Here is a 12,991-nt window from a genome sequence, read left to right as displayed (position 1 = left end):
ACCCCATCCCCGATGATAGAGTTCGATGGCATTATTCTTTATTGGGGCAGTTATTATAATAAAGACGTACAATTATTTCCGGCCGCCGTAAAGGCGGTTTTTTTTCACCTAATGAGTATTCGGGCAATAATCACCCTATCACCATCTGCTCCCCGCTACGGGGTCTTCATACATCAGCGTCCCGGAGCCATACAGGTCACTAATCACGTCAAACCCCACACTTCAGGCAGACCATCATCAACCCAGCCATCCCTCGTTCTAAATTTTAAACAACAAAACTTAAATTTATCTGTCTGGCCAGGATTCATTAAAGATATTAAAGTGCGTCGCGTACCTATTTTAATTAGAAACAAATTTCTTGCACGTTCAGCCGCCGCTACTCCCGTGAGGCGGCTTTTTTTTATTTTATGAGTATTCCCAGATAACGATCGGCCCATCACCGCCCCTGCGCCACCTGCGGCCGGAACTTCATACGTCAGCGCCCCGGAACCACCTGAGCCAGGCTGGCACAGTTAACATCCGCAGAAATTTAACTGTCATTGGGCAATCTGGACCGCCAAAAACACAGGCGGGTATACGAATTATAACTTTGCTTGCGCCCGCGCTGGAGGCGCTGAAAGCTCAAAGAGAAATTACTTCTCTTTTCCCGAGGGTAGAAATTACGTTCCACCATCGCGAATACAGACTGACCGAGACACAAAATCTACACTTTGTTTTCATGCCTCGTCCGGCCAAAGGCAGGCAAAAACCTTACTACGCCCTTTCATCAATCGGAACCGGATGGAACGCTGCAGTAAAACGTGCTGGTATTCGCCGCCGCAATCCGTACCATACGCGACACACCTACGCATGCTGGATGTTGTCTGCCGGTGCGAACCCATCATTTATAGCGAATCAGATGGGGCACGAAAACGCGCAAATGGTGTTTGAGATATACGCTACATGGATAGAATAAATGAACAGCGAGCAGATCAGCATGCTGAACGCTAAACTCGCTTTGTAGCACGCCATGTCCCTCTGGTGCCCCTTTTAGAGTTAGAGTGTCGATTAAATGCAAGAAATTCATAAAGATACAAAGAAAGAGCAGTACAACCTTAACAAATTACAGAAACGTCTTCGCCGTAACGTCGGTGAAGCGATCGCGGATTACAACATGATTGAAGAAGGCGACCGTATCATGGTCTGCCTCTCCGGCGGTAAAGACAGCTACACCATGCTGGAAATCCTGCGCAATCTGCAGCAGAGCGCGCCGATTAACTTCAGCCTGATCGCGGTAAACCTTGACCAGAAACAGCCTGGCTTCCCGGAGCATATCTTGCCCGCTTATCTGGACAGCATCGGCGTTGAGTACAAGATTGTCGAAGAGAATACCTACGGCATCGTCAAAGAAAAGATCCCGGAAGGGAAAACGACCTGCTCACTCTGCTCACGTCTGCGCCGCGGCATTTTGTACCGTACCGCAACCGAACTTGGCGCGACTAAAATCGCCCTGGGGCATCACCGGGATGATATTCTCCAGACGCTGTTCCTGAACATGTTCTACGGCGGCAAGATGAAAGGCATGCCGCCGAAGCTGATGAGCGACGACGGGAAGCATATCGTCATCCGCCCTCTTGCCTACTGCCGCGAGAAAGATATTGAGCGTTTTGCCATTGCTCGCGAATATCCCATTATTCCATGTAACCTCTGCGGCTCGCAGCCTAATCTGCAACGTCAGGTCATTGGCGAGATGCTGCGTGACTGGGATAAACGCTATCCGGGCCGTATCGAGACGATGTTCAGCGCAATGCAGAATGTTGTCCCTTCTCACCTGTGCGACACCGAGCTGTTTGACTTTAAAGGGCTGAAGCACGGTGCGGAAGTGGTTGCCGGTGGGGATCTGGCCTTTGACCGCGAAGAGCTGCCGATGCAGCCCGCAGGCTGGCAGCCAGAAGAAGACGACAGCGAAGCGCCGTTGCAGCGTCTTGACGTGCTGGAAATCAAATAAGCACACTCTCCCTCTCCGTTCTGGAGAGGGAAATTTTTACATATGCGGTGGCGGATCGATAATCGGCCTTGGGTCAGGATCCACCGGTGGGTCGGGGATCGGCTGCGGCCTTGGGATCGGGTCTGGTACGGGCACCGGATCGGTGGGTACGGGGTCACTCATCAACATGCCGCGATGTTCGTTCATCTTTGCCTCCTGTTGTGTCTCCCTTTAAGCATAGACAACGCTATTCAGGATAGGGCAGCAGACAAAAAAAAGCCGACTATCAAAGCCGGCGTCGTACGAATCAATTGTGCTATGCAGTAATTCTAAAAAAAGGAAGTAAGACAATATGGAGCGCAACGCCCATCGCTTGACGTTGCATTCACCTGCAAGAGAGAGTTTGCACCTCTCCGGCCGGTGATTTATTGACTTCGCTCAATTTAGACCGCATTTTCTGCCCTGTGCTGCGCTAACAATTTTAATTTTTACAACCATTTACTGCGATGTAACCACCAGGCAACACCACCAATCAGAACCACCAACATTATGCAGAACAGGCTGAAACCAAAATGCCATTCGCCACCGGGGATGCCGCCAAGGTTGACGCCAAACAGGCCGGTCAGGAAGGTGCTGGGTAAAAAGACCATCGCCATCAGCGACATGGTGTAGGTGCGGCGCCCCATGGCCTCCTGCATCACCGTCGAGATTTCGTCGGTCATTATGGCCGTACGGGCAATACAGGAGTCGATTTCATCGAGCCCGCGCCCAAGCCGGTCAGAAATGTCCTGCATGCGACGGCGATGGTCGTCGGTCATCCACGGCAGACGCTCGCTGGAAAGGCGCGCATAGACATCACGCTGCGGCGCCATATAGCGACGCATAACTATCAGCTGTTTGCGCAGCAGCGCAAGGAAACCGCGCGGCGGGATCTGCTGATCGAGCAGGTTATCTTCAAGGTCGATGATTTTGTCGTGCAGCTGTTCGATAAATTCGCTCGCGTGGTCGGTCAGCGCGTCGCAGACGTCCACCAGCCAGCTGCCGCAGTCCGTTGGCCCGGTGCCTTCGTTCAGATCGTTCACCACATCGTCCAGCGCCAGCACCTGCCTCTGCCTGGTAGAAACGATAAGCCGCTCGTCCATGTACAGCCGCATGGCCACCAGCTGGTCCGGGCGCTCATCGGTGCTGCCGTTGATGCAGCGTAGGGTGATGAGCGTTCCCTCACCCACCCGCGATACCCGGGGACGCAAACTTTCACCGGACAGTGCATCGCGCACGTAGTTAGGCAACAGCGGCGTTTTTTCCAGCCATTCGGCGCTGTCGCGATTGGTGTAGTTCAGGTGCAGCCAGCATGGATGCTCGCTGTCGATGATAGTATCATTTTCGACAGCTTTAACGCCGCCACAGCCGTCCAGCTGCCAGGCAAAGACGGCGTCCGGTACCTGAATCTCGGCTCCTTTAATTACATCCACTGCTTTCTCTCCAGCCAAAAACTCTGCTGCCAGTCTAGCCATCTTCGTTAGTTATTCAACAGCCATGTTGGCAATCGCTCTGAATTAACAGGGAAAGTTAGGGTATCTGGATCGAGGAGTTAACGTAGCTGGCTGTCTTTCGAACCTCGACGATTGTAGCCCGAGAAAGTTGCTTTTCGGGCATCTTCCTCTTGCTGACATGTCACACAAAGCCGTACGCCTGGAATCGCCTTGCGTCGGGCCTGCGGAATTTTAGCCCCGCACTCTTCACAGTCCTGCAGGCTTTCCCCCTTTGGCAGCTCGCTGCGCGCCCTGGCAATTGCGTCATCTATGGTGCTGTCGATTTGCTCCTGCACCGCATCATCATTTGCCCACCCGGATGCCATATCTCACCTCCGAAAGTTTGCATCGTCAGTATTGATAGTAGCACCTGCGGGCAGGCCTGGACGTGGTTAGTGCGCCAGGAGATACATCGTGCGGCTGTACGCCACGTCTTCCGGGTTGTTAATCGGATAACCCTTGAGCCACGGTTTAATCAGACGCCCGTTGGTATATTGATAGATAGGGGCAATAGGCGCCTGTTCCTGGATGATTCTCTCCGCCTGGTTGTAATCTTTATTCCGCGCCTCATCGGTCACCTCCTTGCTTGCCTGGGTAAGCAGCTTGTCGTAAGCCGGGGAGTTAAAGCGTGAAATATTTCCGCTGTGGGACGCTGTCAGCAAGGAAAGGAAGGTCGATGGCTCATTGTAATCTCCAACCCAGGAGGCACGGATCACGTCGAAATCACCGGTATTACGGCTATCGATATACGTTTTCCATTCCTGGTTTTTCAGTTTGACGTCAACACCGAGGTTCTTCTTCCACATCGAGGCCACCGCGATTGCAATTTTTTGGTGATTCTCTGATGTGTTGTACAGCAAGGTTAAATGCAGCGGCTTGTTCGGGCCGTAGCCCGCAGCCTGAAGCAGCGTTTTGGCCTGCGCGTTGGCCTCTTCCTGGCTCATTTGTTCAAACGGTGAAGGTTCCGGCTTAAAGCCTGCCGTGACGTCCGGCGTGAAGCGCCAGGCTGGTTTCTCGCCCGTTCCCAACACCTTTTCCGCCATAATGCGGCGGTCGATAGTCATGCTTAACGCCACGCGAACCCGCCGATCTGCCGTTGGCCCTTTCTGAGTATTAAACGCGTAGTAATAGGTGCCCAGCTGCGGCGGCGTATACACCTGCCCCGGGATCTCTTTGAGCAGCTTGTGGTACATCACTTTCGGGAAAGATTCAGTGATATCAATATCGCCGGCAAGATAGCGCTTGGTGGCAGCCGTTTCCTGGTTAATCGGCACAAAGGTGACTTTCGTCAGCACCGTCTTTGCGTTATCCCAGTATTGGGTATTCGGTACCACAACCAGCTTTTCGTTGACCACCCGTTCGCTGAGCATAAAAGCTCCGTTACCCACCAGATTGCCTGGTTTGGTCCAGTCCTGGCCAAATTTTTCAACGACGGCTTTGGGGACCGGATAAAGCGAGAAGTTTGCCGTCAGGCTCGGGAAGTAAGGAACTGGCTTATCAAGCTGAATACGAAGTGTCTTTGCATCAACGGCGGTCACGCCCAGCTTATTCGCCGGCATTTTACCGTCGATAATTGCCTGCGCATTGGTGACGCCTGCAAGGGCGGCAAACCAGGCAAAGGGAGAGGTGTTCTTAGGATCGACAAGGCGCTGCCAGCTGTAAACAAAATCCTGCGCTGTCAGGGCGCTCCCGTCAGACCAGCGGGCATTATCACGCAGGGTAAAGGTCCATGTGCGGTTGTCATTACTTTGCCATTTTGTGGCCACGCCCGGCACCAGCTCCCCTTTTTCATTTTGGTTAACCAACCCCTCGAACAGATCGCGGATCACCTGAATTTCTGGCAACCCAACCGCCTTCACCGGATCCAGTGAGGCCGGTTCATCTTTAATATGGCGTACCAGCTCCTGATCAGGTGCCAGTTTTGCCCCTGCCGGAACATCAGCGGCCCAGGCGGTAGAAAAAGTGCACGCGACAGCCAGCGCGCAGCAGGTAATACGAAACGTTGTTTTCATCCGTTACCCTTAAGGAGTGTTTGAGGCGCTCAGGTCGCGCAATTGCTTGTTTTGCCGATAAGAAAAGCAAACTACATGCTTTTATGCAACCGTGCATCGTCATTTAAGTCTGCCAGGCGGTATTATTGCCAGCCGAAGAGGTGAAAGAATCCTCGTTTCGACCTGGCAGCCAGTTGTTTTTGATGAGATTTTGTGAAAACACTGCTATTACTGGTCAATCACCACTTTAATCATGATTAAGGACAGCTATGCCAGGTCACCGCCCTCGCCCACAACGGGGCCATCTGCCTAAAGGCAGCGAACGCTACGGTAAATCGGTATTCGGTGCGCCTCTGCTGTGGTTTCCTGCAAGCCCTGGCGAAACTCGCAGCGGGTTGATCATTGCCGGAACGCATGGCGATGAAAATGCCGCAATGGTCACCCTCTCCTGCGCCTTACGCACGCTGGAACCAAAGTACCGCCGCCACCATGTCGTGCTTGCGGTGAACCCGGACGGGTGCCAGCTGGGGTTACGTGCCAATGCTAACGGCGTTGACCTCAACCGCAATTTCCCCTCTGCAAACTGGAAATCAGGTGAGACGGTCTACCGCTGGAACAGCAGTGCAGACGAGCGAGATGTGGTGCTGTCTACCGGGGAGAAGCCTGGCTCGGAGCCAGAAACCGCGGCACTTTGCCAGCTTATTCATACGATCAAACCCGCGTGGGTGGTTTCGTTTCACGACCCCCTGGGCTGCATAGAAGATCCTGATAACTCCCCTTTGGGCAGCTGGCTGGCTGATGCCTTTGGCTTGCCCCTGGTCACAAGCGTTGGCTATGAAACGCCAGGCTCCTTCGGCAGCTGGTGTGCCGATTTGAACCTGCCGTGTATTACCGCAGAGTTTCCTCCCATTTCTGCGGATGAGGCCAGCGAGCGCTATCTGGATGCCATGATGGGCCTGCTGCACCGGGATCGGTAAATCAGGGGTAGAGCCTACCCGTTTCGAAATGCAGCGCCGGTTCGACGTCTACCGCAAGCCAGGTTGGCCCGTCCAGATCGGCAAACCGTACCTTCGCCGCCAGCGGCAACGCAGCGGCGATGGCGCGGGAAGTACAAAGCATACAGCCCAGCATGACATCAAAGCCCTGCTCCCTTGCCGCCTGCGTCAACGCCAGCGCCTCGGTTAAACCGCCGGTTTTATCCAGCTTCACGTTAACCATGTCATAACGCCCTTTCAGTGCCGCCAGGCTTTCCCTGGTGTGGCAGCTTTCATCGGCGCAAATGGGTAACGGGTGAATAAAGTTTGCCAGCGAACTGTCCTCGCTGGCGGGCAACGGCTGTTCCAGCATCGCGACATTCAGGTCGGCCAGCAGCTGACAACGTGCGGCTAAACCTTCACTTTTCCAGGCCTCATTGGCATCCACAATCAAAATGGCTTCCGGCACCGCCGAGCGAATAGCAACCATGCGCTCGGTAATCAGCCTGTCGTCGAGTTTGACCTTCAGCAGCCTTGCCCCTTTCTGCCACAGCAACGCGGCGGCAGCGGCCATTTGTTCCGGTGGCGCGATACCCACGGTCTGAGCGGTAGTGACCATTTCCGGGAGTTCCACCTCGGCAAGATGGGAGACAGAGGTTCCTTTACTGCGGGCTTCAAGATCCCACAATGCGCTATCGACGGCGTTTCGAGCGGCCCCAGCGGGCAACGCCTGCTGCAACGCTTCGCGAGTCATCCCCTGCTCTAACTGGGGAATAATAGTGGTGATTTGCGCCAGTACAGAGGCGTCACTCTCTCCGTAACGGGGATAGGGTGTGCATTCTCCCACGCCCTTCACGCCATCTTCTTCAAGCTCCACGACTACCACAACAGCTTCGCTGCGCGTGCCCCGTGAGATAACAAACGGGGTATGCAGGGGCCATGCTTCCTGATAAACCTTAACTTTTCTCATCATTTACCTTGTTGCGGCAGTTTTGCTCAGTATAGGAGTGAACACTTTTGCGTGCAGTATCAGTTTTTTATATTCATAAGCTAAATCCTGGAATACACTGCTTGCGGCGTTAATTATATGTAAACAGGAAAATTAAACATGTCACAAATCGTTCATTTCCAGGGCAACCCGGTTACGGTTGCAGGTCAAATCCCTCAGGCTGGTAACAAAGCAGCGGCTTTTTCACTGGTCGCAAAAGATCTGACTGACGTTACGCTGAGCCAGTTTGCAGGCAAACGTAAAGTGCTAAACATTTTCCCAAGCATCGATACCGGCGTTTGCGCGGCGTCCGTGCGTAAATTCAATCAGCTGGCAACCGAGCTGGAAAACACCGTTGTGCTGTGTGTTTCCGCCGATCTGCCATTCGCCCAGTCCCGCTTCTGCGGCGCTGAAGGCCTGAGCAACGTTATCACCCTTTCCACCCTGCGTAACCCAGCGTTCCAGCAGGATTACGGTGTGGCTATCTCTGAAGGTGCGCTGAAAGGCCTGACCGCGCGTGCAGTGGTTGTGCTTAATGAAAAAGATGAAGTCGTGTTCAGCGAGCTGGTGAATGAAATCACTAACGAACCTGACTACGCAGCTGCGCTGGAAGCCCTGAAGGCTTAAGGTGTGAATGCCCCCTTCCGGGGGCATTTTAGATTGCTGACAAAGAAGGATTTACTCTTCGGTTTTACGCTGGCTCAGACCATATTCCCGCAGTTTGTTGGCAATCGCCGTGTGCGAAACGCCGAGACGTTTAGCCAGTTTACGGGTGCTTGGATAGGTTCGGTAAAGCTGAGTCAGAACGGAACGTTCGAAACGTCGCGAAATATCATCCAGCGACCCCTCCATTGCCTCTTCCCCTACCGCCAGACTTGCCGTATCGAAATCAGGCAGCAGGATGTCCTGTGGCCGCAGTTCGTAGCCTTCCAGCTGGGTTAACGCCCGGTAAATAGCATTTTTCAACTGACGCACGTTGCCCGGCCAGCCGTAGCGGGTCAGCACATTGCTGAGATCGTTGGCAAGTTTAGGACGAGGCACGCCCTGTTCATCGGCGAAGCGCGCAACGAAAAGTTCCGTCAGCGGCATGATGTCCTGGGGGCGGTCGCGCAAAGGCGGCAGGTTAAGGGTCAGCACGTTGAGGCGATAGTAAAGATCTTCGCGGAACTCGCCTTTCTGCACCATCTCAACCAGATTCTTTTGCGTCGCGCAAATCACCCGCACGTCTACATGCACCTCGTGCTCTTCGCCCACCCGACGGAAAGTGCCGTCGTTGAGGAAGCGCAGCAGCTTGGTTTGCATACGCGGCGACATTTCGCCAATCTCATCCAGCAGCACAGAGCCGCCGTTGGCCTGTTCAAAGAAGCCTTTTTTCCCTTCAACGGCGTTGGCATAGGCTCCCGGCGCGTGGCCGAAGAGTTCACTTTCCACAACGTCATCCGGCATCGAACCGCAGTTCAGCGCCAGATACGGCTTCTGCGCACGTGGGCTGCCCAGATGGCAGGCGTGAGCCAGCAGATCTTTGCCCGTTCCGGTATCGCCAACAATCAGTAAAGGTGCATTCAGCAACGCCAGCTTATGCGCCTGCTCTACCACGTGGCGCATCTTAGGACTGACGGCAACAATCTGGCTGAACGCGCTGATATCCGCCTGGGAGATATTCTGTAGCTGGCGGCCCATGCGCACCGTTGAGCGCAGCATCACTACCGCCCCCACCAGCATCGATTTGCCATCTTCGCCGTCCAGATGCACCGGGGTAATTTCCATCAGGAAGTTTTGTCCGTTGATCACGACATGTTCAGTGTGCGAATCCGCGGGCGCGCCTTCCAGCCAGCGCATAAAGTTAAAGCCGTTGATAAGGCTGGCCGCATTGTGGTTACGCAGTTTATCTTCACCCTGCCCGAACAGCGCGCAGCTTGCCGGGTTCGCCAGCTCGACCTTGCTCTTCATATCCAGCGACAGCACGGGTTCTGGCAGCGCTTCCAGCAGCGCGCTCAACGCGCGATGTTCACGCTCGGATGGCATCCACGAAACGGTGCGCACATCCTTCACGCCTGGGATTCGACGAATCTCAGCCATCAGGCTGCTGAATGAGTCGAACTCAAGAGTGGAAAAATTGAGGTAAATGATCCCCACAGGGTCAATTTCAATCCCCCGCAGATCAATGCCACGCAGGACTAACAGATCGAGTAATTCGCGGGTAAGACCGAGGCGATCTTCACAAAAAACTTCCAGACGCATGGAGGTGACCTTTTATCGCAGTAAACAGAATCATTGGATGCGGTGATAATACTCCAGATACCGGCCGCTCAGAAGAGATGTGTGAAGAAAAGTTGACAGATAAACACGGTGGATGACGCTGGCGCTTATCCACCCACGAAATTTTACCTTAGGCCGGATAAGCGCAGCATCATCCGACGTCAGGCAGGCGGATTGGCAGGTTTTTTGGTCATTGTCTCTTTGAGCTGCACCAGCAGCTGGCGGCGGAAGTCCCCCAGGCGCGGCTTGTCCTCTCCAATCCACGGCAGCGGACGGCAAAGCTCCATCGCCTTGATCCCAAGACGGGCGGTCAGCAGTCCAGCTCCGATGCCCTGCGCTGCGCGGGCAGACAGACGTGCGGCGATGTCCTGCCCAACCCAGTCCATCCCCACTTCACGCACCAGCTCGCTGGCTCCGGCAAAGGCGATATTCAGCAGCACCAGCCGGAACAGCCGGATTCGGCTGAAATAGCCCAGTTCGATGCCGTACAGCGCCGCTATGCGGTTAATCAGGCGCAGGTTGCGCCAGGCAATAAACGCCATGTCCACCAGCGCCAACGGGCTAACGGCAATCATCAGCGTGGACTCGGCTGCGGAGCGGCTGATTTCACGGCGCGCCATATTATCGAGTACCGGCTGAACCAGCTGGGCGTAAAGCGCAATCACTTCACGGTCGTTATGCGTTTCATGAATGGCCGCATACCAGCGCTGTAGCGCGGGATGGCCCTGATCGAGCCCGGCCTGGCGAGCTAACTTTTCACAGAACGCCCTCCCTTTGCCGATCCCGTGGCTGTTCATTAACTCCCGCGCCTCGTCACGCTCTTCTGCCCGCTGACGCAGCCGCCACAAACGACGCCACTCGGTGGCAACGGAACCCACGCCTGCGGCGATGATCAACCCGCCCGCGACGCCTCCCCCCAGCGCGATCCAGTCCTGGGTTACAAAGGCGTTATGCGTCCACTGCACGCCCTGCGCCACCACGCTGATGCCAAACAGCCCCAGCCCTGCCATCACCATGCGCCGCCAGATGCTGCGTTTCGGGCGCAGCGCGGCTTCGACAACGGCCTCGGCCTGGCTCTCCTCTTCCACTTCGTCGAGGGTTGCCAGCGCGGGTGTAAACTTCTCGGCCTCCGGCTCGCTAAAGGCGTGGGCACTTTTGTAAACGGGATCTTTTTCCACTTCCAGCGGCTGTGCGAAATCGATACGCGGTTTTAAGGGTTCGCTCATCGCAGTTTATCTCCAATCAGAAACTCCAGCGCCGCGTCGAGGCGAATGTGCGGCAGAGGCCGGTCGACATCCATGACCTGCGGGCGGAACTGTTCAAATTTAAAGCCCTGCTTGTCCCAGAAGGCGCTGCCGGGCAGGCGTGAAGGAACTTCGCCGGGATAGACCGTAAGCGGCGAGCCATCATCAAGGCGATGACCGCGCAGCGCAGGGATTTGCTCTCCCTGCACGTCCACGAGGCCACTCTGCGTAGCCTGTACCGACGCAATGCCCATACATTCCCGGTCGATGCCCTCGAACGCGGCATTTTGCCAGGCGTCCTGTACCAGCTGCTGCAACAGCGAAACCATGTTGGCGTGCTGGTCAACCGTGACGTGGTCGGCCTTGGTCGCCGCGAACAGCAGCTTATCGATGACCGGCGAGAACAGCCTGCGGAATAGTGTACGCTGGCCGTACTGGAAACTTTGCATCAGCTGCGTCAGGGCAAGGCGCATGTCGTTAAAGGCCTGCGGGCCGCTGTTCAGCGGCTGCAGGCAGTCCACCAGCACAATCTGCCGGTCAAAGCGCAGGAAGTAATTTTTATAGAAGCCTTTCACCACCTTTTCGCAGTAATACTCGAAGCGGGAACGCAGCATGCCGAGGTTGGTGGATTTGTCGGCCTGAGCGAGCTTAGATTCGCCGAAGCCGTCAACGTCCGGCCACGGGAAAAACTGCAGCGCTGGCGCACCGGCCATATCGCCCGGCAGCACAAAGCGGCCCGGCTGGATGAAGTGCAGGCCTTCGCGCTTGCAGCGCAGCAGATAGTCCGTCCAGGCCTGGGAAATTTCGCCCAGCCGGTTTTCATCGGCGGGCGCCAGCGGATCCAGGCCTTCGCAAAGCCTGCGCCATTCGGCAGACCACTCGGCGCGGTCCCCCTGAAGCAGGCCGGTCATCTGCCGCGACCAACTCAGGTAGTCCTGTGCCAGCATCGGTAAATCCAGCAGCCATTCGCCCGGATAGTCGACGATTTCCAGATACAGCGTTGAGGTATCTTTAAAGTGGCGCAGCAGCGAATCGTTAGAGCGATAGCGGAGCGCAAGGCGCATTTCGCTTACGCCGCGGGTTGGCGTGGGCCAGCTCGGCGGGGTCCCGTACAGCTGCGCCATGCCTTCATCATAGGTAAAACGCTGTATGCCTAAGTCGCGCTGGGGCACGCGTTTCACTCCCAGCAGGCGTTCTTCCCGCGCGGCGGCAAGCATTGGCAAGCGTGCGCCGTTGTTGACGCTGAGCAGTTGGTTAACCATTGCGGTGATAAACGCCGTCTTACCGCTGCGGCTAAGCCCGGTAACCGCAAGGCGCAGATGCCGGTCAACGCCACGGTTCACTAGCGCATTGAGTTCATTCTTGATTCTGTTCATATGCGTCCTGGTTGCGCCCATTTTTTAACGAATGGGAAAGTATCTTCACTGATTGTAATAAATAAGGTTCGAAAATAGCGAATCAATAGGCAGGAAATATAAACAGCGGAGGGATGCTACTTTGTCACTCCCCCATTATAGCGAGCAGAAACTTTACGCAGCATGCGTGCAAGCATCGGCTCGATGGTCAGCGCCAGCAGCATTTTCAGCGGGCGGCGCGCTACGGATTTAACTGCCCACCCCGCTACACCCGCCGGGCCATAGCGCAGAGCGACCAGCAGAACCAGTTTGCCGGCAATTTTCAGGCCGGGCTTCGCTTTCTGGCTGGCTGTACGAAATGTTGTCATGGTTTTTTTCTCCGCAGGGTGGAAATTTCGTAGGGTGGATAAACAACGTGCCATCCACCGCTACGGCGTGGCGGATGGCGCTAGCTTATCCGCCCTTGTATCTTGAACCGGTAGCTGGTTAGCTACCGGTTACACGAAACGGAGGAAGCTTGTATCCGCCCTGAAGACGCCGATCTTTCTTCGTAGCTTAAGCCCTCCGTTTCACCTTTCACGTCACTCAAAATCCGAACGGTAACCAGAAGCTCTGACTTCGTATGTACAAGGCTGGAATGACGTGTTGGCTCAGGTGAAAGGAGACAAAATATGTTCACTCT

Annotated in this window: 12 protein-coding genes and 1 pseudogene; 4 read left to right on the top strand and 9 right to left on the bottom strand. The window is 55.2% G+C overall.

Features of this window, described 5'->3' with window-relative positions; translation table 11 throughout:
• Positions 1–499: 499 nt before the first annotated feature.
• Positions 500–955: pseudogene (locus HYQ67_RS21755) on the top strand (tyrosine-type recombinase/integrase); the annotation flags it as partial.
• Between the two features lie 96 nt (positions 956–1,051).
• A complete protein-coding gene (gene ttcA / locus HYQ67_RS21750; RefSeq protein WP_202307753.1) occupies positions 1,052–1,987 on the top strand; it encodes a tRNA 2-thiocytidine(32) synthetase TtcA in 936 nt (311 codons plus the stop codon).
• Between the two features lie 36 nt (positions 1,988–2,023).
• Here ttcA and ynaL read toward each other — a convergent pair whose 3' ends face one another.
• The 4 genes from ynaL to HYQ67_RS21735 all read right to left on the bottom strand — a co-directional run bounded on the left by ynaL (position 2,024) and on the right by HYQ67_RS21735 (position 5,510).
• Positions 2,024–2,155 carry a proline-rich small protein YnaL gene (gene ynaL, locus HYQ67_RS24225; protein ID WP_489146065.1) on the bottom strand — a complete coding sequence of 44 codons (132 nt, stop codon included), beginning with the start codon at positions 2,153–2,155 and terminating at the stop codon, positions 2,024–2,026.
• A 299-nt stretch (positions 2,156–2,454) separates the two neighbouring features.
• Positions 2,455–3,438 carry a zinc transporter ZntB gene (zntB, locus tag HYQ67_RS21745; RefSeq protein WP_202307742.1) on the bottom strand — a complete coding sequence of 328 codons (984 nt, stop codon included), beginning with the start codon at positions 3,436–3,438 and terminating at the stop codon, positions 2,455–2,457.
• 119 nt (positions 3,439–3,557) lie between these two features.
• On the bottom strand, positions 3,558–3,824 hold the full coding sequence (locus HYQ67_RS21740) for a DksA/TraR family C4-type zinc finger protein (RefSeq protein ID WP_202307740.1): 267 nt from the start codon (positions 3,822–3,824) through the stop codon (positions 3,558–3,560).
• A gap of 66 nt (positions 3,825–3,890) precedes the next feature.
• On the bottom strand, positions 3,891–5,510 hold the full coding sequence (locus tag HYQ67_RS21735; protein ID WP_202307738.1) for a peptide ABC transporter substrate-binding protein: 1,620 nt from the start codon (positions 5,508–5,510) through the stop codon (positions 3,891–3,893).
• Between the two features lie 248 nt (positions 5,511–5,758).
• On the opposite strand from HYQ67_RS21735, the gene mpaA reads away from it, so the two are divergent.
• Positions 5,759–6,466, top strand: coding sequence for a murein tripeptide amidase MpaA (mpaA, locus tag HYQ67_RS21730; protein ID WP_202307736.1), 708 nt, complete (start codon positions 5,759–5,761; stop codon positions 6,464–6,466).
• A 1-nt stretch (position 6,467) separates the two neighbouring features.
• Here the strand turns inward: mpaA and ycjG are convergent, their stop codons facing one another.
• On the bottom strand, positions 6,468–7,433 hold the full coding sequence (gene ycjG / locus HYQ67_RS21725) for an L-Ala-D/L-Glu epimerase (RefSeq protein WP_202307801.1): 966 nt from the start codon (positions 7,431–7,433) through the stop codon (positions 6,468–6,470).
• Between the two features lie 138 nt (positions 7,434–7,571).
• Here ycjG and tpx point away from each other — a divergent pair, with 138 nt between their 5' ends.
• Positions 7,572–8,078, top strand: a complete 507-nt coding sequence (gene tpx, locus HYQ67_RS21720) for a thiol peroxidase (protein ID WP_202307734.1) — start codon at positions 7,572–7,574, stop codon at positions 8,076–8,078.
• A 51-nt stretch (positions 8,079–8,129) separates the two neighbouring features.
• Here tpx and tyrR read toward each other — a convergent pair whose 3' ends face one another.
• The 4 genes from tyrR to pspD form a co-directional block, all read right to left on the bottom strand.
• Complete coding sequence (gene tyrR / locus HYQ67_RS21715) at positions 8,130–9,692, bottom strand: transcriptional regulator TyrR (protein ID WP_202307732.1); 1,563 nt, start codon at positions 9,690–9,692, stop codon at positions 8,130–8,132.
• 179 nt (positions 9,693–9,871) lie between these two features.
• Entirely contained in the window at positions 9,872–10,936 is a 1,065-nt protein-coding gene (locus tag HYQ67_RS21710) for a YcjF family protein (protein WP_202307730.1), read from the bottom strand.
• Positions 10,933–12,330, bottom strand: coding sequence for a YcjX family GTP-binding protein (locus HYQ67_RS21705; protein WP_202307721.1), 1,398 nt, complete (start codon positions 12,328–12,330; stop codon positions 10,933–10,935). Before HYQ67_RS21705 ends, HYQ67_RS21710 begins: the two co-directional genes overlap by 4 nt.
• Positions 12,331–12,446: 116 nt before the next feature.
• Positions 12,447–12,677, bottom strand: a complete 231-nt coding sequence (pspD, locus tag HYQ67_RS21700; protein ID WP_202307719.1) for a phage shock protein PspD — start codon at positions 12,675–12,677, stop codon at positions 12,447–12,449.
• Between the last annotated feature and the right edge of the window lie 314 nt (positions 12,678–12,991).

It is taken from the genome of Dryocola clanedunensis subsp. sulfonylureivorans (assembly GCF_016756775.1).
GTDB classification, from domain to species: Bacteria; Pseudomonadota; Gammaproteobacteria; order Enterobacterales; family Enterobacteriaceae; genus Dryocola; species Dryocola clanedunensis.
The sequence above is the reverse complement of the archived record's forward strand: the minus strand, read 5'-3'. Positions and strand labels throughout refer to the sequence as shown.